This window comes from Microbacterium sp. T2.11-28 (genome assembly GCF_950097975.1).
Taxonomy (GTDB): Bacteria; Actinomycetota; Actinomycetes; order Actinomycetales; family Microbacteriaceae; genus Microbacterium.
Genome location: NZ_CATNHF010000012.1, coordinates 274,757 through 298,848 on the forward strand (window position 1 = coordinate 274,757; position 24,092 = coordinate 298,848).

The window sequence follows — 24,092 nt, forward strand, 5'->3', positions numbered from 1 at the left end:
CGGGACGCAGCCCGCGGCCGCACATGACGCCGGATGACGGCGGATGAAGTCGCGTAACGGATGCCGTCGGGGCCCCGCAGGGCCCGCTCCTACCGTGGGGGATTCCACCCACCAAGGAGCAGCATCCATGAACCCTCACGCCCGCCGCGCCGGCGCCGGCCTCGTCGCCGTTGCCGCGGCGCTCGCGCTCGCCGCCTGCAGCACCCCGTCCGCGTCTTCGCAGAACTCCGCCGCGGCGGCGGGTGAGCCGGTCACCGGCGGCACCCTGACCTTCCTCGAGTCGCAGGCGCCGACCTGCTTCTACGCGGGCGGCGGCGGGTTCTACCCGGTCGCGACGATCCTCAATCAGGTCGCCGACAAGCTCACCTACCAGGACCCGGAGACCCGCGAGATCTCGCCGTGGCTCGCCACCGACTGGGAGGTCGACGACGACGCGACCGAGTACGTCTTCCACCTGCGCGACGACGTCACCTTCTCCGACGGCACGCCGCTGGACGCCGAGACCGTCGCCCTGAACTTCGACCACTTCGGCCTGGGCGACGAGTCGCTCGGCCTCGCGGCGCAGGAGTTCGTCGCGAACTACGAGGGGTCCGAGGTGATCGACGACCACACCGTCAAGTTCACCTTCTCGGCTCCGACCCCCGGGTTCCTGCAGGCGACGTCCGTCGTCGGCTCGGCGATCGTCGCGAAGTCGACGGCGGAGCTGCCGTACGAGGAGCAGTGCCAGCTGGAGAACCTCGTCGCCACGGGCCCGTTCACGGTCGGCGAGGTCGTGCCCGAGCAGAAGTACTCCCTCGCCGTGCGCGAGGACTACGACTGGGCGCCCGAGGTCTCCGAGCACCAGGGCCGCGCCTACCTCGACGCCGTCGAGATCATCGTCACCCCCGAGGACAACGTGCGCACCGGCGCGCTGACCGCCGGCCAGGCCGACGCGATCCGCGCGGTGCAGGTGTACGACGCGGACGCTCTGACCGCCGCGGGCAACGGCGTCCACTACGCACCGACCAACGGGGTGAACCCGCAGTTCGCCCTCCGGTGGACCAATCCGCTCCTCGCCGACCTCCGCGTGCGCCAGGCGCTGCAGAAGGCGACCGACACCGCGGCGATCGTCGACACGATCTACCAGGGCAAGTTCGCCCAGGCGACGTCGGTGCTGAGCCGCGGAGCTACCGGCTACGTCGACCTCTCCGACAGGCTCGGCTACGACCCCGAGGCGGCTGCCGCGCTCCTCGACGAGGCCGGCTGGGTTCCCGGCGATGACGGCATCCGCGAGAAGGACGGTCAGCGCCTCGAGCTCGAGACCTGGGTCGGCGCGGTGTTCCCGCTCAACCAGCAGCTCGACGAGCTCGTGGCCGAGCAGTGGGAGAAGGTCGGCGTGAAGCTGAACATCGACACGCCGGATGCCGCGACCGCCACCGCCGGTCAGAAGGATCCGCTGCTGCTGCCGGTGGCGATCACCCACGTCGGTCGCGTCGACCCGGACGTGCTCAAGAGCAACTTCCACAGCGCCTCCAACCGCAACGCGCTCGTGTCGGACGACGAGGTGCTCGACGGGCTGCTCAACGAGATCTCGACCCTGTCCTCGACGGAGGAGCGCTACGCGAAGGCCGCCGAGGTGCAGGAGTACCTCATCGACAACGCCTACACGATCCCGCTCTACGAGCTGCCGCAGACGTACGCCACCTCGGCGGGCACGCACGGACTCACGTGGGAGCCGGTCGGGCGGGTCGTGCTCTACGACACCTGGCTGTCCGAGTGACGGCCGCCGGCCGGTAGCCACCGCATCACGCAGAGCAGGGAGAAGGGAACGGACATGCGCCACCTCATCGGACGCGTCGGACAGGCGGCACTCGTGCTGTGGGCGGCGTACACGGCGACCTTCTTCCTGCTCTCGGTGCTGCCGGGCGACGGCATCATGATCGCGTTCGAGAACCCCGAGATGGGGCTGTCGGCCGAGCAGATCGCCGCCATCCGGGAGTACTACCGCGTCGACGACCCCGTGCTGCTGCAGTACGCGCATGCGCTGCTCGGCACGGTGCAGGGCGATCTCGGCTACTCGATCACGAACGCGATGCCGGTCGCCGACCGCCTCGCGGCGGCGCTGCCGCAGACGGTGCAGCTGGCGGGGGCGGCGTTCGCGCTGGCGCTCCTCATCGCGGCGGCGATCGCGGGAGCATCGGTGTTCGCGCCGTTCGCGTGGGTGCGGCGGGCGCTGGACGCCGTGCCGTCGCTGTTCATCTCCCTCCCGGCGTTCTGGCTGGGCCTCGTGCTGATCCAGGTGTTCTCGTTCCAGCTGGGGTGGGTGCCGATGATCGGCGCGACGCCGACCGAGGCGCTGATCCTGCCGGTGATCACCCTGGCGATCCCGATCTCGGCGCCGCTCGCGCAGGTCTTCTGCCGCAGCCTCGACGAGGTGGCCACGCGCCCCTTCGTGCAGGTCGTGACCGCGAAGGGCGCGAGCCGGTCGTGGATCCTGCTGCGGCACACGGCGAAGAACGCCCTGCTGCCGACGCTCACCATCAGCGGGCTCATCGTCGGGGAGCTGATCGCCGGATCGGTGGTCACCGAGACCGTCTTCGGGCGGGCCGGCATCGGCCGCCTCGTCAACGACGCCGTCGCCGGGCAGGACCTCCCCGTCATCCAGGCCGTCGTCCTGCTGTCGGCCCTCGTCTTCGTGACGGTCAACCTGATCGTCGACCTCCTCTTCCCGGTGCTCGACCCGCGCCTGCGGACGCGCGCTCGCGTCCGCGCCGCGGCGACGGCGCCCGAGCCGATCGGAGCTCTCGCATGACCGCTCTCGCCGCCGCTCCCCTTCTCGGCGACCTCACCGCCGCCGCCGGCACCCCGCCCGGCCCCGGTCCGTCGCCGGCTCCCGCGCCCGGACCGGCGGCCCGTCGCCGTCGCCGGATCCGCGTCTCGCCCACGCTGCTGCTGTCGGGAGCGGCGCTCCTCGTCGTCGTCGCGTGGGCCGTCGCCCCCGCGGTGTTCTCGCCGCACTCGCCGTACGCGCCGGTCGCCGGTGCTCTCCAGGCGCCGTCGCTCGCGCACCCCTTCGGCACCGACTCGATCGGTCGCGACCAGCTGGCGCGGGTCATCTTCGGCGCCCGCGAGTCGCTCGTCGGGGCGGCGATCGCCGTGTCGGTCGGTCTCGTGGTGGGCGTGCTGCTCGGTGCCGTCGCGGCCGGCGTCGGCGGGGTCGTCGACGCCGTCGTCATGCGCGTCGTCGACGTGCTGCTGGCGATCCCGGGGCTGCTCCTCGCGCTCACCGTGGTGGTCCTCCTCGGCACCGGCACGGCCAACGCGGCGCTCGCCGTCGGCGTCGGCTCGATCGCGGGGTTCGCCCGGCTCACCCGCTCCGAGGTGGTGCAGGTGCGGGGCACCGAGTACGTCGAGGCCGCCTACGGGAGCGGCGGCACGTTCGTCTCGGTGCTGTTCGGCCACATCCTGCCGAACTCGCTGCGCCCTGTCCTCGCCCTCCTCGCGCTCCAGTTCGGCGGGGCGATCCTGGCCCTGTCGACGCTCGGCTTCCTCGGCTACGGCGTGACGCCGCCCGATCCCGAGTGGGGCATGATCATCGCGCAGGGACGGAACCTGCTGGGCGCCGCCTGGTGGGTGACCGCGTTCCCCGGCCTCGTGCTGCTGGTCGTCGTGCTCGCGACCAACCGCATCAGCCAGGTCATCGGGTCGCCGGCGGTCGGAGCACGGCGATGAGCGCGGTGCTCGACGTCCGCGACCTGGCCGTCGCCTACGAGACCCGGTGCGGACGCGTCGTGGCCGTCGACGGCATCGACATCCGCATCGAGCCCGGCGAGGCGGTCGCCCTGGTCGGCGAGACCGGATCGGGCAAGACGACCGCCGCGCTCGCGTCCATCGGGCTGCTGCCGCGGGGAGCCGTCCGGCTGCGCGGCACGGTGCGGCTCGGCGCGCTGGACATCACCGGCTGGTCGCCGCGCCGCCTCGAGCGGATCCTCGGACGTGACGTCGGTCTCGTGCCGCAGGACCCGACCGCATCCCTCGACCCGCTGAAGACCGTCGGCTGGCAGATCGGCGAGGTGCTCCGCATCCACGGCGAACGCGATCGCGCGCGGATCGCGCAGGAGGTCGAGGGGCTGCTGGAGCGCGTGGGCCTCGCCGACACGGCCCGCATCGCCCGGTCGTACCCGCACGAGCTGTCGGGAGGACAGCGCCAGCGCGTGCTGATCGCCGGTGCCGTCGCGCTGCGGCCCGGGCTCATCGTCGCCGACGAGTCGACGAGCGCCCTCGACGTGACGGTCCAGCGCACCGTGCTCGACCTCCTCGACGACCTCCGCCGCGAGGACCGCTCGGGCCTGCTGTTCGTCACCCACGACCTCGCCGTGGCCGCCGAGCGCGCCGACCGGATCATCGTGCTCGAGGGAGGCGCCGTGCAGGACGCCGGCGACGTACGCACCGTGCTCGGCGGCGCCGGGCATCGCGCCGCGCCCTACACCCGGCGCCTCATCGCCGACGCGCCCGCCCTCCAGCCCGCGCGGTTCCGCGAGGCGCCGCCGGCGACCGGCGAGCCGCCCGCGATCGAGGTCGCGGGGCTCGCGAAGGTGTTCACGGGGCACCGCGGCCGTCCCGACGTGGCCGCCCTGCGGGACGTGTCGTTCACCGTGGCACGGGGCACCACCCACGCGATCGTCGGCGAGTCCGGATCGGGCAAGTCGACCGTCGCGCGCATCGCGCTCGGATTCGAGTCCCCGTCGGCGGGGACGGTGAAAGTCGCCGGCACCGACGTGTCCGGGACGCAGGGCCACGGCCTGCGCGGCGCCGGCCTCCGGCGGTTCCGGGCGAGCGTGCAGCTGGTCTATCAGAGCCCGTATGCGTCGCTCGATCCCTCGCTCAGCATCCTCGACACGGTCTCGGAGCCGCTGCGGCGCTTCGGCGGGCTCCCGCGCCGTGAGGCCCGCCGTTCCGCCGCAGAGCTCCTCGAGCGGGTCGCCCTCGCCCCGGCGCTCCACGATCGGCGCCCCCGGGAGCTGTCGGGCGGCCAGCGGCAACGCGTCGCCATCGCCCGCGCGATCGCCCCGCGGCCCGAAGTGCTCGTGCTCGACGAGCCGGTCTCGGCCCTCGACGTCACGGTGCAGGCCCAGATCCTCGCCCTCCTGGACGACCTCCAGCGCGAGTTCGGCCTCACCTACCTCTTCATCTCGCACGACCTCGCCGTGGTCCGTCGGATCTCCGACACGGTGACGGTGCTGTCGCACGGCCGCGTCGAGGAGACCGGGACCGCCCGCGACGTGTTCGAGTGCCCGCGGAGCGACTACACGGTGGCTCTGCTCGAGGCGATCCCCGTGCCGTCCCTCGCCCCGGCCCCTCTCCCCGCGCCCATCGGAGGCCACGCATGACCCAGCTCGCCCTGTTCACCCGCCTGCTCGACGATGCGTCCCCCGCCGAGCGCTACGCGCTCGCGCTCGCTCAGCTCCAGCAGGCCGAGCGCCTCGGCCTCGACCGCGCCTGGGTCGCGCAGCACCACTTCCGTGCCGCCGAGGGCGGGCTCCCGTCGCCGTTCGTGTTCCTCGCGCATGCGGCCGCCGCGACCAGCGCGATCCGCCTCGGCACCGGCGTCGTGACGCTGACGCTCGAGGACCCCGTGCGCGTCGCCGAGGACGCCGTGGTGCTCGACCTCCTCACCGGCGGCCGCCTCGACCTCGGGCTCGGCAGCGGCGGCACTCCGACCTCGTTCGCGCCCTTCGGCCTGCGCCTGGACGACAAGACCGCGGTGTACGAGGCGAAGCTCGACACGCTGCTCACCGCCCTGCGCGGCGGAGACGTCGGCGGCGGGAACACCCTGTACCCGGACGCCGGGACCCTGGGCGACCGGGTGTGGCAGGCCACCTTCTCGGCGGAAGGCGGCGCCCGCGCGGGGCGTCACGGGCACGGGCTGCTCCTCTCCCGCACCCAGCCCCGCCCCGACGACCGTCCGGACGCCACGCTGGCCGAGCTCCAGCTGCCCATCGTCGACGCGTACCTCGAGGCACTGCCGGCCGGCGCCCGCGGGTTCGTCACGGCATCCCGCACCGTCTTCGTGGCCGACGACCGCGACGAGGCGCGCGCCTTCGCCGAGACGGGGCTGCGGCGGGCCGCGCGCTCCTTCCGCGGCGGCCGGCTCGCGCCCGACGCCGACCTCGACGAGCTCATCGCCGCGAGCGACACCCACGTCGGCACCGCCGACGAGGTCGCCGCCTCCCTCGCCGCCGACCCGACCCTCGCCCGCGCCGACGAGATCGCGTTCCAGGTGCACTCCGTCGACGCCCCGCACGCGCACGTGCTGCGCTCGATCGAGCTCTTCGCGACCGAGGTCGCCCCCGCCCTGGGCTGGCGCAGCCCGGCATCCCCGCCCATCACCACAGGAGGACACTCATGACCACCACCGTCCCGGACGTCGTCGACGAGATCTCGGGCGCATCGCCCGCGGTCGCGGCGCGGCGCCGACCCGTGACCCGCGAGCAGTCGCAGGCGAGCTTCGACGCGCTCTTCTCGCCCCTCGACGACCGTCACCTGGCGACCCCTGACCGCTGGCTGCTCGCCGCCTTCGCGACCCGCCTCACCGCCGGCGACCACACCGCCGGCTTCTACGCGGACCGTGCCCGGATCGCCGCACCCGCCCTCGCCGAACGCGTGCTCGACGAGGCCGAGGCCCAGTCCGTGGCCGGCCCGTACGGGGTCTACGCCGAGCCGGGGCTGCGGGGCGAGGACATCGTCGGCCCGCGCTACGCGCCGTCGGCCGACCTGCGCGCGGCCGTCGGTGAGAAGCTCGCCGCCGGCCTCGCCCACGTGCACCTGCTGACCTACCGGCTGCGCGAGACCGACGGCGCGTCGCACGACGCCCTCGTCGACGCGGGCTGGAGCGTCGACGGCATCGTCACGCTGTCGCAGCTGATCGCCTTCCTCGCCTTCCAGCAGCGGGTGGCCGCCGGCCTGCGCGTCCTGTCGGCGAGCGAGGCGGGGGAGGCGGCATGAGCGGCACGATCTCCGACGCGACGGGCACCGCGCGCGCACTCCGGCACGACGCCCCCCATCCCGACGGCTTCACGCGGGAGAGCGTCGGCTGGCTGCCGTGGCTCGAGCCGCTGCCCGCCGAGGAGCTGACCGACCGCCATCATGCGGGCCTCGTCGACCGCGGCCGAGCCAACTCGGATTACTTCCGCCTCCTGGCGCGGGACCCCGAGATCCTGCGGGCGCGCACCCTCACCGACAAGGACATCTTCTACAACGTCGCCGAGGGCCTGCCGCGCGAGGATCGCGAGCTCGCGGCCGCGGCGGCGTCACGCGTCAACGGCTGCGTCTTCTGCGCCTCGGTGCACGCGCGGTTCGCGGCCCATTTCTCGGGCCGCGACGCCGACGTCGACCGCCTCCTCGCCGAGGGCGTCGGCGCCGACCTCGGCGAGCGGTGGAACGCGATCGTGGCCGCCGCCGTCGCGCTCACGCAGACGCCGATCGCCTTCGGGCCCGCGCACGTCGCGCGCCTGCGGGCGGCCGGGCTCGACGACCTGGAGATCTCCGACGTCGTGCACGGCGCCGCGTTCTTCAACTGGGCGAACCGCCTCATGCTCACCCTCGGCCGGGCGGTCGCGCCCGCCTAGCCGCCGCACGCGGGGGCGAAAGCAGGCAGGATCGCGACGCAGGGCTGGGGGCCATCCAGCCTGCTTTCGCCCCCGCCCGCCGGCGTCACCCCGCCCGCCGGCGTCACCCCGGCCCGGCCCGCCCCGGCCCGGGGTCAGGACCGTTCCGCCGACTGCCGCCCGGCCGCCGGTACCTCGCCGGCGCCGACGCGCCAGTACCCGACGAAGCTGACGGCGCCCTTGTCGAGGCCGCGCTCGCCGACGAGGTACCGGCGGGCGGCGGTCGGCAGCGCCTGCTCGCCGACGATGAAGGCGTGCGGATCGCCGGGGAGGTCCCGCTCCTGCAGTGCCGCCAGCGCGAGGCTCCCCGGCTTCACGCCGGCGCCGCGGACGATCCACTGCACATCGACCCCCGCCGGCGCATCGAAGGGGAGGATGTCGTCGGCCGACGGCGCCTCGATGATCGCGAACCCGGTGGCCGTCGCCGGCAGCGAGGCGCACACCCCCGCGACCGCCGGCGCACCGGTCTCGTCGGCGACGAGGGCGACCCGCTCCACGCCGCGCTCGGGGCGGAACCCGAGGCCCTCGTCGATGATCACGACGGACTCGCCCGGGGTCGCGGCCTCCGCCCACCGCGAGGCGGGACCGGCGGCGTCGCCCGAGCCGTGCAGCACGAAGTCGACGTCGATCTCCGCTCCGCCGCCGTCGGGGCCGCCGGCGCGGTAGGCGCGGACGGTGTAGTTGCGCATCACGGGACGCATCCCGGCGGGGATCCGCAGGTACTTCAGGTAGCCGAGGATGCTGTTGGCCTTGGCCGGGATCCGCTCCAGCCCCTCGTCGCCGCCCACCGGCAGGAAGAGGCGGAACCACTGGTCGTAGCCGAGCGGGCGGAAGCGCGCGATGTCGCCGCCGCCGAGCGTGATCCGCATCCAGTGAGGGCTCAGCCGCTCGGTGCGCAGCACCGTCAGGTGTAGGAGCTCCTGCACGGCGGGCTTCACGAGGGTGCTGGATCGAGCCATGAGGACGTCCTTTCGGGGAAGGTGCCGGCGTGCGCGGGGCTCACGGCGGCGGGATCAGGCGGCCGCCCAGGGGAATCCCGCCCCGGGGAATCCCGCCCAGGGGAATCCCGCCCAGGGTGATGCCGCCCAGGGGAACAGCAGCCACAGGATGACGAGCGAGACGGCCGCGAACGCCACCGTGAACGCGGTGTCGCGCGCCCGCCACGGCACCAGGTGCCGCTCGGTGCGGTCGGTGTGCGCGCCGAACGCGCGGGCGTCCATGGCGAGCGCGACCCGCTCGGCGTGGCGGATCGCCCCCGCCAGCAGCGGCACGAGGTATCCCCACCAGCGGGCGATCGCCGCGAACGGGCCGCGTCCGCCGTGCGAGCCGCGCACGCGATGCGCCTGCCGGATGACGTCGAGCTCGTGGCCGAACCGGGGGACGAAGCGGAACGCGGCGAGCGCGGTGTAGCCCACCCGGTAGGGCACGCGCAGCTGCTGCACGCTGGCCCGTACGAGGTCGGGGCCGGTCGTGGTGAGACCGGCGATCAGCGCGAGGGCGATGATCGCGGCCAGCCGCAGGGCGGTCGCCAGCCCGATCACCAGGGCCCCGCCGTACAGGGTCCAGGGTCCGATGGTCAGGACCACCTCCGACTGGTCCACGCGGCTCGCGTCGGCCCACACGGCCATGCCGAACCCGAGCAGTGCGACGGCCGCGGGAAGGGCGACCAGCAGCAGGAGCACGACGCGCGGGGTGAGCCGCGCTCCGGCGACGAGCACCGCGTAGGCGAGGCCGATGAAGGCGAGCGGCGTGACGAGGTCGCGGACGAAGACGAGCGCGATCATCGCCGGCAGCGGGGCGGCGAGCTTGGCGAGCGGATTGAGGCCGAGGAGGAACCTCCCGCGCGCGGCGAGGTCGGCGTACGGATCGGCGGCGAGGACGGTCACGGCGCCGCCTCGGCGGGACGGACGGTCCGGGCGTCGTGCTGCGGAGCGGGCAGGTCGGCGAGCCGGGTGACGCCGGCGAGCGCGGGATGGCGCGACCCCTGCAGCGCCTGACGCAGCGGCGGGAGGCGGAGCCCGGCGCGCCGCAGCAGCGCGGCATCGGCGAACACGTCGCCCGTCGTCGTGTCCGCGACGACGCGGCCGTCGTCGAGCACGATGGTCCGGTCGGCGTAGTCGGTGACCAGCTGCATGTCGTGGGTGACGACGATGACGGTGGTCCCGGTGTCGTTGAGCTCCCGGAGCAGCCGTAGCAGCTCGTCGGCCCGGGCGCGGTCCTGGCCGAACGTCGGCTCGTCGAGCGCGAGGATCGGGGCGCCGGCGACGAGCGCCGTGCCCACCGAGAGGCGACGCTTCTGCCCTCCCGACAGGAGGAACGGGTGGGTGTCGGCGCGGTCCTCGAGCCCGAACCGGGCGAGCACCTCGAGGGCGCGTGCGCGGACCTCGTCCTCCGGCAGCCGTTGCAGCCGCAGGCCGTGGGCGAGCTCGTCGAAGACGGTGTGGGCGATGAACTGGTGCTCGGGGTTCTGGAACACGAAGCCGATCCGCCGGGAGAGGCTGCGCAGGTCGGTGCGCGCGGGATCGGCTCCGGCGACGCTCACGTGCCCGCGGGGGAGCGGGATGACCCCGGCGATCGCCTGCAGGAGCGTCGTCTTGCCGGCGCCGTTGGCGCCCACGATCGCGACGAACTCGCCGCCGCGCACCTCGAGGTCGATCCCGTGCAGCACGCGGGTGCGGCCCCGCGAGAGCGACAAGTCCCGCACCGTGACGACCGGCTCGATCGGCGCGGCGGGCGGGGCGGGCGGCGTGGCGGCCGGGGCGCCCTCCGCGGCGGCGGGCACGGTCGCCGGCGGTGGGGCGTCGGCGGCCTCGACGGCGGCGCGCAGCTCGTCGGGGGTGAGCGGCAGCGGGTCGATCCGCCATCCCGCCTCGCGCAGCGCGAGGGCGGCGAGGGTGGAGACCGGCAGCCACACTCCGAGCGCGTGCAGCTCCTCGGCGCGGCCGCGCAGCACGTCGTCGGTCGTGCCGTCGGCGACGGTCCGTCCGCGGGCGTCGAGCACGACCACGCGGTCGGTGAGGCCGACGGCCTGGTCGAGGTTGTGCTCGATGAGCACGATCGCGCGATCGCCGGCGGAGACGACGTCGGCGAGGGTGGCGTACACCTCCTCGATGCCGGCGGGATCGAGGTTGGCGGTCGGCTCGTCGAGCACGAGCACGGGCGATCCCATCGCCAGCGCGCACGCGATCGCGAGCCGCTGCCGGCCGCCGCCGGAGAGCCGGTCGGGGTTGTCGGCGCGGCGCTCCCACAGTCCGACGCGGCGGAGAGCGTCTTCGGTGCGCGCGAGCACGATCTCCACGGGGAGGCGGAGATTCTCGGGACCGAAGGCGACCTCGTCGAGCAGGGTGCCCGTCACCAGCTGCGCGTCGGGGTCCTGGAAGACCATCCCGACGGTCGTGCTGAGCGTCGCCACCGGCGTGGTCGCCGCATCCCTCCCGCCGATGCGCACGTCCCCGTCGATCCGCGCGGGGATCGCGTGGGGGATCAGCCCGTTGAGCGACAGTGCCAGCGTGGACTTGCCCGAGCCGCTCGGCCCCAGGAGGAGGACGACCTCGCCGGGGTGCACCGCGAACGATGCGCCCGCGGGCGTCGCCGTCGTCTCGCCGTCGTGGGTGATCGCGACGCCTTCGACCTGCACCACCGGGGTGCCGGTCGCCGTGTCGTCCGCTCGGTTCCCCACACCCCTAACTTAGCCCACCCTAACCTCACCTCTCCTGGGCCGGTCGCCTGGGCAGCGGGAGCCGGGGCAGCGGGGCGTGAGCGTAGCGGCGGGGAGGCGGTCAGGCGTGGGCGCGGGCCACGCCGGCGCGGCGCAGGCCCCGGCCGACCGCGAGGCCGCCGGCGGTCCACACGACCGGCGACACCACCGACAGCGCCAGGTAGGCGATCTGCGCCCACGGCTCGAGCTTGCCGAGGTCGGCGGCGAAGAAGACGACGACGGCGATGATGACGCCGATGATCGCGGCCGAGATGAAGAAGCGCCACGGCCCCCAGGCGCGGTAGCGGGTGGCGGCGGCGACGGCCTCCTGGATCGCTCCGAACAGTAGCGCCGTGCCGAGGAACCGCCCGATCCACATCGGGGCGAAGGCGCTCGCGACGAGGGCGGCGAGCACGTGCGTGATGAGCGCGACGAGCGGCAGGCGCAGCACCTCCTGCGCGATGATCCCCGGCAGCACGTGGGCCCCCAGCAGCATCCCGTAGAGGAAGGGTGCGGTGGCCAGCACGACGAGGCTCAGCGAGCCGGCGATGCCGCCGACGATGCCCGTCGCGACGCCGATCGCCGCGCAGACGAGCAGCACGCGCGTCGACAGGAGCGGGGTTCGGGCCACCTCTCCAGCGTAGTCGCGCGAGGGAAGGGGCCGACCCTCAGCGGCCGGGGGAATCCGGCCGGCGGCGCCGGGTGAGGCGCACGCCCGGCAGCGGCGGTGCGGGGATGCGCTCCTCGCCGTGTCCGACGACGTGCCCGAAGCGGTCGGTGCCCGCCTCCCACGCGTCGCGTGCCGCCACGATCTCCTCGTGCGTGCGGCCGACGAAGTTCCACCACATGACGATGTCGTCCTCGAACGGCTCGCCGCCGAGGAGGAACACGGTGGCGTCCTGCGTCGCGGTCACCTCGACGCCGTCGCGCTGCACGCCGAGGTAGAGCAGCCCGAGGTCGGGCACGGCGACGGGATCCGGGGCGTGCACGGTCGGAGCGCCCGAGATGCCGACGACGGCGTACTCCCACTCCGGGTTCAGCGGCAGCCGGGTGCGCACCCCCGCCGGGATGACCACCTCGGCCCCGACGATCGGCGTGTACATGCGGGCGGGCGAGGTCGCGCCGGCGAACTCCCCCACCACCACGTGCGCTGTGGCGCCGCCGTCGAGCGCGACGACCGGCAGGTCTCCGATGCGCTCGAAGTCGCGCTCGCCGTGGCGGCGCGACTCGGGCAGGGCGACCCACAGCTGCAGGGCGTCGAGGGGCACCGCGTCCTCGCCGACGGAGTACTCCGAGTGCGAGATGCCTGCGCCGCTGGTCATGATGTTCAGCACGCCGCGCCGCACGACCACGTCGCTGCCGATCGCGTCGCGGTGACGCACCTCGCCGACGAACGGCCACGTCACGGTCTGCAGGCCGATGTGCGGGTGCGGCTCGACGCGCATCCGCGCGGTCTGCGGACCGAACCGGTCCAGGAAGCACCACGCGCCGACCATCGGCAGCGCGCGCTGCGGCAGGCTCCGGTGCACCGACATGCCCCGGACGCCCCCCAGGGGCACCTCGCGCGCCTCCAGCAGGAGCGCACGCGGGCCGTCGCACGCGATGGCCGCCTCCCGCGCGGGCTCGTGGGGCGCGTCGAGCCGGGTCATGCGTCCGCGGCGTCGATCTCGTCGCTGCCGGCCGCGTCGGCGGTGGGGCGCCACCGCACCTGCAGGCCGTCGACGTCGTGGGACTGCAGGTACTTCACGACGAACGGGCACACCGGCACGACGGTCTCCCCGCGCGCCGCCACGTCGGCGAGCGCCCGGCCGACCAGGACCGAGCCGAGGCCGCGACCGCTGAAGGCGGGGTCGATCTCGGTGTGAGGGAAGACGAGGCGGCCCTGGTCGTCCTCGCGGAACAGCGTGAACCCCGCGACGGTGTCGCCCTGACGGATCTCGTAGCGCCCCTTCGCGTCGTTGCGCTCGACCGTGATCCCGACGTCATCGCTCATGGCATCCCTCTCCTCGCTTCCCCCAACGTACGTCGTGGCCGGGGTGTTCCGCGAGCCTCCGCGGCCCGGCGCGGGGCGGGTGCCCGCCGTTCGTCGCGGCATCCGCGCCGCTCGTCGCACGTCGGCCCGCGGACGCGCCGCCCCCGGCGGGCCGGTTCCTACCCTGAAGCGCACGCAATGACGCGCCCACGAGGAGATCCGATGACTGCACCTTCCCCGACCCTGCCCCCGGTGGCCGTCTCCGACGACGACCACGCCTCACACGCCCGCTGGACCCCCCTGAAGATCGCGATCTGGGTCGCGATCGCCCTCCTGGGCGGTGTCGCCTGGGTCATGCTCGCGCTCGTGCGCGGCGAGACCGTGAACGCGATCTGGTTCGTGTTCGCCGCCGTCTGCACCTATCTGATCGGCTACCGCTTCTACTCGAAGGTCATCGAGCGCTACATCACGCGTCCCGACGACCGCCGCGCCACGCCCGCCGAGGTGCGCTCGGACGGCAAGGACTACGTCCCCACCGACCGCCGCGTGCTCTACGGGCACCACTTCGCCGCCATCGCCGGCGCCGGCCCGCTCGTCGGACCCGTGCTCGCCGCGCAGATGGGATACCTGCCCGGCACGATCTGGATCATCGTCGGCGTCGTGCTCGCCGGCGCCGTGCAGGACTACACCGTGCTGTTCTTCTCCATGCGCCGCGGCGGCCGCACGATCGGCCAGATGGCGCGGCAGGAGCTCGGCAGGATCGGCGGCACCGCCGCGATCATCGCGTCGCTGCTCATCATGCTGATCATCGTCGCGATCCTGGCCCTGGTCGTCGTCAACGCCCTCGGCGAGAGCCCGTGGGGCGTCTTCTCGGTCGCCATGACCATCCCCATCGCGCTGTTCATGGGCGTGTACCTGCGCTACCTGCGCCCCGGCAAGGTCACCGAGGTCTCGCTCATCGGCTTCGTCCTCCTGATGTTCGCCATCGTCGGCGGCGGATGGGTCGCCGGCACCGAGTGGGGACAGGCGATCTTCCACCTCGACCGCACCACGATCGCCGTCGGCATCATCATCTACGGCTTCGTCGCCGCGGTGCTCCCCGTCTGGCTGCTGCTGGCCCCCCGCGACTACCTGTCCACGTTCATGAAGATCGGCGTGATCGTCATGCTGGCCGGCGCGATCGTGCTGGTCCGTCCCGAGATCTCCGTCCCGGCGGTCACGATCTTCGGCGAGAACGGGCTCGGCCCCGTCTTCGCCGGTCCGCTCTTCCCGTTCCTGTTCGTCACCATCGCCTGCGGTGCGCTGTCGGGCTTCCACGCGCTGATCGCCTCGGGCACGACGCCCAAGCTCGTCGAGAAGGAGCGCCAGACGCGCTTCATCGGCTACGGCGGCATGCTCATGGAGTCCTTCGTCGCGATCATGGCGCTCGTTGCCGCGATCTCGATCGACCAGGGCATCTACTTCGCCATGAACGCACCGGCCGCCCTCACCGGCGGCACGGTGGAGGGCGCGGTCGCGTTCGTGAACTCGCTCGGGCTCACCGGGTCGCCGCTCACCGCCGACATGCTCACCGGCACCGCCGCCGCCGTGGGCGAGGAGTCGATCGTCTCCCGCACCGGCGGCGCGCCGACGCTGGCCCTCGGCCTCGCGCACATCATGCAGCAGGCCCTCGGCGGGCAGGCGCTCATGGCGTTCTGGTACCACTTCGCCATCATGTTCGAGGCGCTGTTCATCCTCACCGCCGTCGACGCCGGCACCCGTGTCGCCCGCTTCATGCTGCAGGACTCCATCGGCGCCTGGTTCCCCAGGTTCCGCGACGTCTCGTGGCGTCCCGGCGTGTGGATCTGCACCGCGATCATGGTCGCCGGCTGGGGGACGATCCTCATCCTCGGCGTCACCGACCCGCTGGGTGGCATCAACACGTTCTTCCCGCTGTTCGGCATCGCCAACCAGCTGCTGGCGGCCATCGCGCTCGCCGTGGTCATGGCGATCGTCGCCAAGCGCGGCCGGAGCTACGTGAAGTGGCTGTGGATCGTCGCCCTGCCGCTGGCCTTCACGGCGGTCGTCACCGTCACGGCGTCGCTCTACAAGATCTTCTCGCCGGTCCCGGCGATCGGGTACTGGGCGAACCACTTCAAGTACCGTGCGGCCCTCGACTCCGGCGACGACAGCCTCGGCACCCCCGAGGTGATCGGCGCGGTCATCCGCAACACCGCGGTGCAGGGCACGCTCTCGATCATCTTCGTGACGCTCGCCGTCGTGGTGATCGTGACGGCCGTCATCGTGACGGTGCGGGCCATCCGCGCCGGCGGCGGTGAGGAGACCGAGGACGAGGCGGTGCCCTCGCGGCGCTTCGCACCGGCCGGGTTCCTCCCGACGGCCGCCGAGCGCGCCCTCGAGAAGGAGTGGGAGCCGATCCTCGCCGACGAGCGCCGCGAGACCGCTCGCCGAGGGCACTGACGATGCGCGCTGTGCACAACTCCGGAAGAGTCGACGTCGCAGAGGCGGAGACGACGGATTCCGGCCGTCCGGGGCCCGATCTTCCGGAGTTGTGCCGGCGCGCCGTCGGTGCCGTCGCCCACGCCGCGGCCCGCGCGGCCCGCGGCGTGCGCTGGTACATGTCCGGGCTCATGGGCGACGGGGCGTACGACGTGTACCTCGCTCACCAGCGGCGCACGCATCCGGAGGCCGAGCCCCTCACCGAACGCCAGTTCTGGCGACAGAAGATGGACGATCAGGACCGCAACCCCGGGGCCAGGTGCTGCTGACGTCCCCCGGTCGCCTACCCCGGTCGTCGAGCGAGCGCAGCGAGACGAGACGCCCGCCCCGTGCAGCCACCGCCGGTTCGTCTCGGGCGCTGCGCGCCCTCGCTCGACGACCGTCCCCCGCCGACGGGTCCCCCCTCCGTAGGCTGAGCGCATGACCGATGCCGCCGTCCTCGCCGCTGTGCTCGGCGTGGTCGGCGGCGTCGCGCTGACCGTCCTCCTGCTGCTCGCGCGCCGACTGGCCAAGGGCACCGCCGACCTCGGCAGCGACGCCGACCAGGCGGCGTTCCGGGCGCTCCACCAGGCCAGCCTGGCCGCACCTCACCTGCGCGGCGGTCTCGACGGGCCCGACGTCGCTCCTGCCGCCCGGCACCTCCGGGCGCTCCTGGGCAGCACGGCGGTCGCCCTCGTGGGGGCGGAGGGCGTCGTCGCGATCGACGGACAGGCGGACGCCGCGGAGCTGACGGGGGCCGCCGCACGCGTCGCCGAGCGGGTGCGCGCCACGGGCCGCCGCCAGGTCGTCCCCCGGGGCGAGGGAGCGCACGCGCTCGAGGCGGTCGGCGCGCCGATCGTCGTCGACGGGATGGTCGCCGGCGTGGTCGTCGCCTTCGCCTCCCCGGTGCGCGCCGCGCTTGTCCGGGCCGCCGGAGAGGTGGCGCAGTGGTGCGCCGCGCAGCTGGAGGCGGGCGAGCTCGACGCCTCCCGCACGGCGCTCGCCGAGGCCGAGCTCCGCTCGCTGCGCGCCCAGATCTCGCCCCACTTCATCTACAACGCGCTCACCGCGATCGCCTCGTTCATCCACACCGATCCGCCGCGCGCCCGCGAGCTGGTGCTCGAGTTCGCCGACTTCACCCGGTACTCCTTCCGGCGCCAGGGCGAGTTCACCACCCTCGCCGAGGAGCTGCGCAGCATCCACTCCTACCTCGAGCTGGAGCGCGCCCGCTTCGGCGACCGCCTGCAGGTGACGCTGCGGATCGCGCCCGAGACGCTGGCCACCGTCATCCCCTTCCTGTCGGTGCAGCCGATCGTCGAGAACGCGGTGCGCCACGGCCTCGAGCCCGGCGAGGGCGGGGGGACCATCCGCATCGAGGCGCGCGACGACGCGACGCACACCGAGATCACCGTCGACGACGACGGCGTGGGGATGGATCCCGAGGCGTTGCGCGACCTGCTGTCGACGGCGGCCGACGGCGCCCACGTCGGCATCCGCAACGTCGACACGCGGCTGCGGCAGCTGTACGGACCCGACGGAGGCCTGGTCGTGGAGACCGGCACCGGCGCCGGTACCCTGGTGAGGATGCGGGTCCCGAAGTCGCAGCCCCACCACGAGCTCGACGGCGGCTGACCCCACCGGCCGATTCACCCCGAAACGACCCCGGACGGCGGAAAGGTGATCCCGTGATCGACGTGCTCGTCGCCGACGACGAGCGTCCCGCGCTCGACGAGCTCGTGCACCTCCTGCGCGCCGACGGCCGGATCGGCGAGATCCTGACCGCCGGCTCGGGAGCCGACGCGCTGCGGCAGCTGTCGGAGCGGGCGGTCGCCGTCGCCTTCATCGACATCCACATGCCCGGACTCACCGGCCTCGAACTCGCCCCCGCGCTGGCGGCCCTGGCCGACCCGCCCGCGATCGTGTTCGTCACCGCCGACGACGCCCGCGCCGTCGACGCGTTCGACCTGCGCGCCGCCGACTACCTCCTGAAGCCGGTCCGCGGGGAGCGGCTGCGCCGGGCCGTCGACCGCGTGGTCGAGCTCGCGGCCGCGGCGCCCGCCGAGACGGAGGCCGACGAGGTGCTGCCCGTGACCGTCGGCCAGTCCGTGCGCTTCGTGCGCCGCAGCGACGTGCGGTGGGTGCAGGCGCAGGGGGACTACTCGCGCCTGCACGGCGACGGGCGCGACGACGGAGCCGGACACCTCGTGCGCATCCCGATCTCGGAGCTGGAGCAGCGCTGGGCGTCCGCCGGGTTCGTGCGGGTGCACCGGTCCTACCTCGTGCTGGCAGCGGCGGTCACCGAGGCGCGGCTGAGCGGCGCCGAGCCGTCGGTCTCGGTGGGTCCGGTGGCGCTGCCGGTGAGCCGGCGGCTCCTCCCCGCCGTGCGCGACGCCCTCGTCGGAGACGCGCGCGCCCGCGACGGCGGTCCGCGGTGAGCGACGGCGCGCCGCGGCGGGTGCGGGTCACCGCCGACGCGCGGCGGCTGCCGGCGTCCCGCTCCCAGCCGGTCCGCTCGGCCGTCGCGGCGTCGGCCGACGGGACGGACGACGCCGATGCCGTGTACAGCCGCGCCTTGCGCCGCACGCAGCTGCGCCTCGCGCTCGGGACCGTCGCCGGCTTCGTCGTGGTCGCCGTCGCGCTGACGATCGCGATCGCCGGCATCCCCGAGCTCGATCGCCACGACCTGGGCGGCGTGCCGCTGTCGTGGCTGCTGCACGCGTTCGCCTTCTATCCCGTGATCTTCGTCTTCGCCGTGCTCTACGCCCGCGGCGCTGCGCGCAACGAGCAGCGCTACCGGATGCTGCGGGACCGCGGATGAACGCCGTCCTCGACCTCGTCGCGGTCGCGCTCGTGGTGCTCGCCACCGTCCTCATCGGCGCCTACGGGCTGCGCGCATCCCGCACGACGAGCGACTTCTTCGTCGCCTCGCGGACGGTGCGCCCGGTGTGGAACGCGTCGGCCATCAGCGGCGAGTACCTGTCGGCCGGGACGTTCCTCGGCCTGTCCGGACTCGTCCTCCTCGGCGGCGCGCGCGGCTTCTGGTTCCCCATCGGCTACGCCGCCGGGTACCTGCTCGTGCTGGTGTTCGTGGCCGCACCGCTGCGACGCAGCGGCGCGTACACGATCCCGGACTTCATCGAGGCGCGGCTGCAGTCGCGCACCGCCCGGCGGGTCACGAGCGTCGTCGTGCTCGTCATCGGATGGCTCTACATCGTGCCGCAGCTGCACGGGGCGGGGATCACCCTCGTGGTCGTGGCGGGCCTGCCGAGCTGGATCGGGGCGGTGCTCGTCGCCGTGCTGGTGGGCGGCGCGGTCGCGGCCGGCGGCATGCGCGCGATCACCTTCGTGCAGGCGTTCCAGTACTGGCTGAAGCTCACCGCGCTCCTCGTGCCCGTGGTCCTCATCGCCTTCGCGACCGCCGGCGGTCCGCACGAGATCGATCCGTCGGTGGTGTTCCCGCCCGCCGCGGGCCCGCGCGGCATCGACGCCTACGAGACGGCGTCGCTCCTGCTCGCGCTCCTGCTCGGGACCATGGGCCTGCCGCACGTGCTCGCCCGGTTCTACACCAGCCCCGACGGCGTCTCGGCGCGGCGCACGACGGTGCTCGTGGTCGCGATGGTCAGCGTCTTCTACGCCGTCTCGAGCGCGCTGGGGCTGCTGGCGCGGGTGCTCGCCCCCGACCTCGCGCAGCCGGGCGTCGCCGACACCGTCGCGCTGGTGCTCCCCTCCCGGGTGTTCCCCGGGCTCGTCGGAGAGCTCCTGACAGCCCTCGTGGTGGCCGGCGCCTTCGCCGCGTTCCTCGCGACCTCGGCAGGGCTCGTCGTGTCACTGGCCGGGGTGATCAGCCAGGACGTCTTCTCCGGGTCCGTCCGCTCGTTCCGGCTGTCGGCGGCGCTGTGCGCCCTCGTGCCGCTGGCCGTCGCCCTGCTCACCGCACCGGGAGGGCTGGTGACGAGCGTCGGCGTCGTCTTCGTGTTCGCGGCGTCGAGCCTGTCGCCGATGCTGCTGCTGGGCGTGTGGTGGCGGGGGCTGACCGCGCGCGGCGCGGTCGCGGGCGTCGTCACCGGAGCGGTCTCGTGCGCCCTCGCCCTGCTCGTCCACACCGCCGTGGGCGGAGTGGGCGCGGCGGCGCCGTTCCTGGCGCAGCCCGCCGCCTGGACGATCCCGCTGGCCACCGCGGTCACCGTCGTGGTCTCGCTCGTGGACCGCCACGGCCCGCCGACCCGCGCCGATCGCTTCCTGGCCCGGCTCCACAGCCCCGAGCGCGTCTGACGGCGGCGGTCGGGCGCGGGGCGCGTGCGAAAAGCAGGGGGAATCGGGTCGATCGGCGGCCAGCCCCGCCCGGGATGTCGATCCGCCCTGCTTTTCGCACGGGTCCGACCGGAGACGTCTGAGAGGATCGTGGGGAGGGAGATGATCCGATGAGACGTGCGGTCGGCGCCGTCGCCCTCGTGCTCGGCCTGCTGCTGAGCGCGTGCGCGGCAGTCCCGTCGGCGACCCCGGACGCGGTCGCCCCGGTGCGCCCCTCGGCCTCGGCCTCCGCCGCGCCGCAGCCCCTGTTCACCCGGACGCCCACACCGTCGCCGACCCCGGCGGATCCGCTGGAGGACCTCAGCCTCGAGCAGCGCGTCGGCCAGCTCTTCATGGTCGGGACGCCCGTCGAGCGCGCCTCGAAGACCACGCTCCGCGCCGTGCGGGACCGCCACGTCGGCAATGTGTTCCTGCACGGCAGGTCGAAGGGCGGAGCGTCCGAGGTGGCCGCGGTCGTCCGGCGCTTCACCGACCTCGTCGGACCCGACACCACCGCGGGCCTCCCGCTGTGGGTCGCCACCGACCAGGAGGGCGGCCAGGTGCAGGTGCTGCGCGGGCGGGGGTTCTCCGACATGCCGTTCGCGATCCGGCAGGCGGATGCCGACGACCGCGCGCTCGAGAAGCAGGCGCACCGCTGGGGTGCGCAGCTGCGTCGCGCCGGCGTCACGATGAACCTCGCGCCGGTGGCCGACATCGTGACGAGCCGGAAGGCGCGGTTCGACAACGCCCCGATCGGCGCGTACGGACGGCAGTACGGGTACGACGCTCGCACGGTCGACGAGAAGGCCGGCGCCTTCGCCCGGGGGATGCGCGCCGCAGGCGTCCTGCCGACGTTCAAGCACTTCCCGGGCCTCGGCCGGGTGACCGACAACACCGACACGACCCGGCACGTGACCGACACCGTCGTGCGCGCGGGCTCGCCGGACGTGCGCGTGTACCGCGAGCTCACCTCCGCCGGCCCGTCGGTCGTCATGGTCAGCAGCGCGGTCTACGAGCGCATCGACCCGTCGCGTCCGGCGATGTTCTCGAAGACGGTCATCGAGGACGTCCTCCGCGGCGACGTGGGCTTCGACGGGGTCGTGATGACCGACGACGTTTCCGCCGCGCAGGCGGTCGCGGGCATCCCGCCCGGTCGCCGCGCCGTCGCGGCGATCTCGGCGGGGGTGGATCTCGTGCTGGTCTCCGCCGATCCGGCCGTGCTCCCCGCGATGTACGACGCGGTCCTGAAGCGGGCGAAGACGGATCCGGCGTTCGCCGCCCGCGTGGACGAGTCCGCGCGCCGCATCGCGCAGGCCAAGTCCGGGGACTGACCCGCGGGAGGGCCCGAACCGGCCGGATCCACCCGCGCGGCCGCGCCTTCCGAGGAGTCGTGCAGCGGGCCCGCGTCCGCCGCCGGCCGGATGTCGGGCAGACTCGGGGGATGGGTGATGCGGCGCGGCTGATGGACGCCATCCCGGCGCAGGCGTCGCCGGATGCCGTCTACGACGCGTTCGTCGGCTGGACGACGGGGCGCGGGCTGTCGCTGTACCCGGCCCAGGACGAGGCGATCATCGAGCTCGTGTCGGGGGCGAACGTGATCCTCGCCACCCCGACGGGCACCGGCAAATCGCTCGTGGCGGTCGCCGCGCACGCCGCCTCCCTCGCCGCGGGCGGCCGCTCGTACTACACGGCGCCGATCAAGGCCCTGGTGAGCGAGAAGTTCTTCGCCCTCGTCGAGATCTTCGGAGCCGACAACGTGGGCATGGTCACCGGCGACTCCGCCGTCAATCCCGACGCGCCGATCGTGTGCTGCACGGCGGAGATCCTCGCCAACATCGCGCTGCGCCTGGGCGCCGACGCCCCGGTCGACCAGGTCGTGATGGACGAGTTCCACTACTACGGCGACCCCGATCGCGGGTGGGCGTGGCAGGTGCCGCTGCTCATGCTCCCGCGCGCGCAGTTCCTCCTCATGTCGGCGACGCTCGGCGACGTGACCCCCATCGCCGACGACCTCCGCCGCCGCACCGGCCGGGAGACCGCGCTCGTCACCGGCGTCGAGCGCCCGGTGCCGCTGCACTTCTCGTACGAGCGGCGGCCCGTCCACGACGTGCTCGAGGGCCTCATGGAATCCGGCGAGGCGCCGGTCTACATCGTCCACTTCTCGCAGGCCGCCGCCCTGGAGCGGGCCCAGGCGCTGACGAGCGCGCAGATCACGACGCGCGCGCAGCGGGATGCGATCGCCGCCGAGATCGGGGCGTTCCGCTTCACGACGGGCTTCGGCAAGACGCTCTCCCGCCTCGTGCGGGCCGGCGTCGGCATGCACCACGCGGGGATGCTGCCGCGGTACCGCCGGCTGGTCGAGACGCTCGCGCAGAAGGGCCTGCTGCGGGTGATCTGCGGCACCGACACGCTCGGGGTCGGCATCAACGTGCCGATCCGCACCGTGGTCATCACGGCGCTGTCCAAATACGACGGCACGAGGATGCGTCAGCTCACCGCGCGCGAGTTCCACCAGGTAGCCGGACGCGCGGGGCGTGCCGGCTACGACCCGTACGGCAACGTCGTCGGGATGGCCCCCGACTGGGAGATCGAGAACGCCGTCGCCCTCGCCAAGGCGGGCGACGACGCCGCCAAGCGCAAGAAGATCGTCCGAAAGAAGGCGCCCACCGGTGTCGTCAACTGGGGCGAGGGCTCGTTCGAGCGACTCGTCGCCGCGCCGCCCGAGCCGCTCGAGCCGCACCTGCAGCTGTCGGCGGCCATGCTCATCAACGTCATCGGGCGCGGGGGAGACGTCTTCGGCAACGTCCGCGCCCTGGTCTTCGACAACCACCAGACCCGCGCCCGCCAGTACGAGCTCGCCCGCCGGGCGATCGCGATCTTCCGCACGCTCGTGGTCGCGGGCGTCGTGGTCGCGGATGCCGACGGGATCCGCCTGACCGTCGACCTGCAGCCCAACTTCGCGCTCAACCAGCCGCTGTCGCCGTTCGCGCTGGCCGCCATCGATCTGCTCGACCCTGCCGCCGGCTCGGGGACCGGGGACGCCGACGGCGGGATCGGCACCGGCCACTACGCCCTCGACGTCGTCAGCGTCATCGAGGCGACGCTCGACGACCCCCGCGCGATCCTCGGCCAGCAGGAGTTCCGCGCGCGGGGCGAGGCGGTCGCCGCCATGAAGCGGGAGGGCATCGAGTACGAGGAGCGCATGGCGCTGCTCGAGCAGATCACCTGGCCGAAGCCGCTCGCCGAGCTGCTCGACCAGGCGTTCGAGACCTTCGCCTCGAGCCAGCCCTGGGTCCGGGACTTCGCGCTGAGCCCCAAATCGGTGGTCCGCGACATGTTCGAGCGGGCCATGTCGTTCGCGGAATACGTCTCGTTCTACCAGCTCGGTCGCAGCGAGGGGCTCGTGCTGCGCTACCTCAGCGACGCCTACCGCGCCATCCGTCAGACCGTTCCCGCCGACGCGCGCACCGACGAGCTGCTCGACATCATCGAGTGGCTCGGCGAGCTCGTCCGGCAGGTCGACTCGAGCCTCGTCGACGAGTGGGCGAGCCTGGTGAACCCCGCGGCCCAGCCCGACGCACCGGTCGTGCCGCCCGCGCCGCCGTCGGTGCTCACCAATCGCCGCGCCTTCACCGTGCTCGTGCGCAACGAGCTGTTCCGGCGGGTGCAGCTCGCCGCCCTCCAGGACGACGACGCCCTCACCGAGCTCGATCCCGGCGTCGACTGGCCGGCTGCGCTGGACCGCTACTACGACGAGCACGACGCGATCCTCACCGGCGGCCCCGCGCGGTCGCCGCGGCTGCTGTCGATCGAGGAGGAGCCCGACCTCTGGCGCGTCGAGCAGACCATCGACGACCCCGAGGGCCACCACGACTGGCGCATCCGGGCCGAGGTGGATCTGGCGGCCTCGGTCGAGGAGGGCGCCGCCGTGGTGCGGGTCACCGAGGTCCTGCGGCTGGGCTGAGGCCGCGGGCACCCGTGCGCGAGCGGTGGCGGACGGGCATGATGG

At 73.8% G+C, this 24,092-nt stretch carries 21 protein-coding genes; 15 read left to right on the plus strand and 6 right to left on the minus strand.

Features of this window, described 5'->3' with window-relative positions:
- The first annotated feature begins 127 nt into the window (after positions 1–127).
- From QQZ13_RS08370 to QQZ13_RS08400, 7 genes are read left to right on the plus strand one after another with little or no spacing between them, the layout of a single operon-like run.
- Positions 128–1,759 carry a TIGR04028 family ABC transporter substrate-binding protein gene (locus QQZ13_RS08370; RefSeq protein WP_284528565.1) on the plus strand — a complete coding sequence of 544 codons (1,632 nt, stop codon included), beginning with the start codon at positions 128–130 and terminating at the stop codon, positions 1,757–1,759.
- 54 nt (positions 1,760–1,813) lie between these two features.
- Positions 1,814–2,791 (plus strand): ABC transporter permease, encoded by a 978-nt coding sequence (locus QQZ13_RS08375; RefSeq protein WP_284528566.1) that lies wholly within the window; start codon positions 1,814–1,816, stop codon positions 2,789–2,791.
- Positions 2,788–3,711, plus strand: coding sequence for an ABC transporter permease (locus tag QQZ13_RS08380; RefSeq protein ID WP_284528567.1), 924 nt, complete (start codon positions 2,788–2,790; stop codon positions 3,709–3,711). The genes QQZ13_RS08375 and QQZ13_RS08380 overlap by 4 nt, the downstream gene beginning before the upstream one ends.
- Complete coding sequence (locus QQZ13_RS08385) at positions 3,708–5,369, plus strand: ABC transporter ATP-binding protein (protein WP_284528568.1); 1,662 nt, start codon at positions 3,708–3,710, stop codon at positions 5,367–5,369. The genes QQZ13_RS08380 and QQZ13_RS08385 overlap by 4 nt, the downstream gene beginning before the upstream one ends.
- Complete coding sequence (locus tag QQZ13_RS08390) at positions 5,366–6,388, plus strand: putative FMN-dependent luciferase-like monooxygenase (protein WP_284528569.1); 1,023 nt, start codon at positions 5,366–5,368, stop codon at positions 6,386–6,388. The genes QQZ13_RS08385 and QQZ13_RS08390 overlap by 4 nt, the downstream gene beginning before the upstream one ends.
- Entirely contained in the window at positions 6,385–6,984 is a 600-nt protein-coding gene (locus QQZ13_RS08395) for a CMD domain protein (protein WP_284528570.1), read from the plus strand. Before QQZ13_RS08390 ends, QQZ13_RS08395 begins: the two co-directional genes overlap by 4 nt.
- Positions 6,981–7,607, plus strand: a complete 627-nt coding sequence (locus tag QQZ13_RS08400; RefSeq protein WP_284528571.1) for an alkylhydroperoxidase domain protein — start codon at positions 6,981–6,983, stop codon at positions 7,605–7,607. The genes QQZ13_RS08395 and QQZ13_RS08400 overlap by 4 nt, the downstream gene beginning before the upstream one ends.
- A 134-nt stretch (positions 7,608–7,741) precedes the next feature.
- Here the strand turns inward: QQZ13_RS08400 and QQZ13_RS08405 are convergent, their stop codons facing one another.
- The 6 genes from QQZ13_RS08405 to QQZ13_RS08430 all read right to left on the minus strand — a co-directional run bounded on the left by QQZ13_RS08405 (position 7,742) and on the right by QQZ13_RS08430 (position 13,336).
- Positions 7,742–8,605 carry a siderophore-interacting protein gene (locus QQZ13_RS08405; protein ID WP_284528572.1) on the minus strand — a complete coding sequence of 288 codons (864 nt, stop codon included), beginning with the start codon at positions 8,603–8,605 and terminating at the stop codon, positions 7,742–7,744.
- Between the two features lie 54 nt (positions 8,606–8,659).
- A complete protein-coding gene (locus QQZ13_RS08410; protein WP_284528573.1) occupies positions 8,660–9,532 on the minus strand; it encodes an energy-coupling factor transporter transmembrane protein EcfT in 873 nt (290 codons plus the stop codon).
- On the minus strand, positions 9,529–11,325 hold the full coding sequence (locus tag QQZ13_RS08415) for an ABC transporter ATP-binding protein (RefSeq protein ID WP_284528574.1): 1,797 nt from the start codon (positions 11,323–11,325) through the stop codon (positions 9,529–9,531). Before QQZ13_RS08415 ends, QQZ13_RS08410 begins: the two co-directional genes overlap by 4 nt.
- A gap of 100 nt (positions 11,326–11,425) precedes the next feature.
- Positions 11,426–11,974 (minus strand): ECF transporter S component, encoded by a 549-nt coding sequence (locus QQZ13_RS08420; protein ID WP_284528575.1) that lies wholly within the window; start codon positions 11,972–11,974, stop codon positions 11,426–11,428.
- Positions 11,975–12,011: 37 nt separating this feature from the next.
- A complete protein-coding gene (locus QQZ13_RS08425) occupies positions 12,012–12,992 on the minus strand; it encodes a pirin family protein (protein WP_284528576.1) in 981 nt (326 codons plus the stop codon).
- Positions 12,989–13,336 (minus strand): GNAT family N-acetyltransferase, encoded by a 348-nt coding sequence (locus QQZ13_RS08430; RefSeq protein ID WP_284528577.1) that lies wholly within the window; start codon positions 13,334–13,336, stop codon positions 12,989–12,991. The genes QQZ13_RS08425 and QQZ13_RS08430 overlap by 4 nt, the downstream gene beginning before the upstream one ends.
- Positions 13,337–13,513: 177 nt before the next feature.
- Between QQZ13_RS08430 and QQZ13_RS08435 the strand changes: the two genes are divergently transcribed.
- From QQZ13_RS08435 to QQZ13_RS08470, 8 genes are all read left to right on the plus strand, one after another.
- Positions 13,514–15,775, plus strand: coding sequence for a carbon starvation CstA family protein (locus tag QQZ13_RS08435; RefSeq protein WP_284528578.1), 2,262 nt, complete (start codon positions 13,514–13,516; stop codon positions 15,773–15,775).
- A 2-nt stretch (positions 15,776–15,777) separates the two neighbouring features.
- Positions 15,778–16,083 carry a YbdD/YjiX family protein gene (locus QQZ13_RS08440; RefSeq protein ID WP_342395262.1) on the plus strand — a complete coding sequence of 102 codons (306 nt, stop codon included), beginning with the start codon at positions 15,778–15,780 and terminating at the stop codon, positions 16,081–16,083.
- Between the two features lie 151 nt (positions 16,084–16,234).
- Positions 16,235–17,425, plus strand: a complete 1,191-nt coding sequence (locus QQZ13_RS08445; RefSeq protein ID WP_284528579.1) for a sensor histidine kinase — start codon at positions 16,235–16,237, stop codon at positions 17,423–17,425.
- 53 nt (positions 17,426–17,478) lie between these two features.
- A complete protein-coding gene (locus tag QQZ13_RS08450; protein ID WP_284528580.1) occupies positions 17,479–18,228 on the plus strand; it encodes a LytTR family DNA-binding domain-containing protein in 750 nt (249 codons plus the stop codon).
- Positions 18,225–18,611 carry a heavy metal transporter gene (locus QQZ13_RS08455; RefSeq protein ID WP_284528581.1) on the plus strand — a complete coding sequence of 129 codons (387 nt, stop codon included), beginning with the start codon at positions 18,225–18,227 and terminating at the stop codon, positions 18,609–18,611. The genes QQZ13_RS08450 and QQZ13_RS08455 overlap by 4 nt, the downstream gene beginning before the upstream one ends.
- The gene (locus QQZ13_RS08460; RefSeq protein ID WP_284528582.1) at positions 18,608–20,065 is read left to right on the plus strand and encodes a cation acetate symporter; all 1,458 of its coding nucleotides are present in this window, start codon (positions 18,608–18,610) and stop codon (positions 20,063–20,065) included. Before QQZ13_RS08455 ends, QQZ13_RS08460 begins: the two co-directional genes overlap by 4 nt.
- 149 nt (positions 20,066–20,214) lie before the next feature.
- Positions 20,215–21,414: a glycoside hydrolase family 3 N-terminal domain-containing protein gene (locus tag QQZ13_RS08465; RefSeq protein ID WP_284528583.1), complete on the plus strand. Its 1,200-nt coding sequence runs from the start codon at positions 20,215–20,217 to the stop codon at positions 21,412–21,414.
- Between the two features lie 110 nt (positions 21,415–21,524).
- On the plus strand, positions 21,525–24,047 hold the full coding sequence (locus tag QQZ13_RS08470) for an RNA helicase (protein WP_284528584.1): 2,523 nt from the start codon (positions 21,525–21,527) through the stop codon (positions 24,045–24,047).
- The last annotated feature ends 45 nt before the right edge of the window (positions 24,048–24,092 follow it).

Bases quoted from the DNA above. Each gene is read 5' to 3' on its own strand.
- QQZ13_RS08375 (WP_284528566.1), top strand. From the start codon at position 1,814: ATGCGCCACCTCATCGGACGCGTCGGACAGGCGGCACTCGTGCTGTGG.
- QQZ13_RS08430 (WP_284528577.1), bottom strand. From the start codon at position 13,336: ATGAGCGATGACGTCGGGATCACGGTCGAGCGCAACGACGCGAAGGGG.
- QQZ13_RS08395 (WP_284528570.1), top strand. From the start codon at position 6,385: ATGACCACCACCGTCCCGGACGTCGTCGACGAGATCTCGGGCGCATCG.
- QQZ13_RS08405 (WP_284528572.1), bottom strand. From the start codon at position 8,605: ATGGCTCGATCCAGCACCCTCGTGAAGCCCGCCGTGCAGGAGCTCCTA.
- QQZ13_RS08445 (WP_284528579.1), top strand. From the start codon at position 16,235: ATGACCGATGCCGCCGTCCTCGCCGCTGTGCTCGGCGTGGTCGGCGGC.
- QQZ13_RS08465 (WP_284528583.1), top strand. From the start codon at position 20,215: ATGAGACGTGCGGTCGGCGCCGTCGCCCTCGTGCTCGGCCTGCTGCTG.
- QQZ13_RS08380 (WP_284528567.1), top strand. From the start codon at position 2,788: ATGACCGCTCTCGCCGCCGCTCCCCTTCTCGGCGACCTCACCGCCGCC.
- QQZ13_RS08425 (WP_284528576.1), bottom strand. From the start codon at position 12,992: ATGACCCGGCTCGACGCGCCCCACGAGCCCGCGCGGGAGGCGGCCATC.
- QQZ13_RS08460 (WP_284528582.1), top strand. From the start codon at position 18,608: ATGAACGCCGTCCTCGACCTCGTCGCGGTCGCGCTCGTGGTGCTCGCC.
- QQZ13_RS08370 (WP_284528565.1), top strand. From the start codon at position 128: ATGAACCCTCACGCCCGCCGCGCCGGCGCCGGCCTCGTCGCCGTTGCC.
- QQZ13_RS08400 (WP_284528571.1), top strand. From the start codon at position 6,981: ATGAGCGGCACGATCTCCGACGCGACGGGCACCGCGCGCGCACTCCGG.
- QQZ13_RS08435 (WP_284528578.1), top strand. From the start codon at position 13,514: ATGACGCGCCCACGAGGAGATCCGATGACTGCACCTTCCCCGACCCTG.
- QQZ13_RS08440 (WP_342395262.1), top strand. From the start codon at position 15,778: ATGCGCGCTGTGCACAACTCCGGAAGAGTCGACGTCGCAGAGGCGGAG.
- QQZ13_RS08470 (WP_284528584.1), top strand. From the start codon at position 21,525: ATGGGTGATGCGGCGCGGCTGATGGACGCCATCCCGGCGCAGGCGTCG.
- QQZ13_RS08390 (WP_284528569.1), top strand. From the start codon at position 5,366: ATGACCCAGCTCGCCCTGTTCACCCGCCTGCTCGACGATGCGTCCCCC.
- QQZ13_RS08385 (WP_284528568.1), top strand. From the start codon at position 3,708: ATGAGCGCGGTGCTCGACGTCCGCGACCTGGCCGTCGCCTACGAGACC.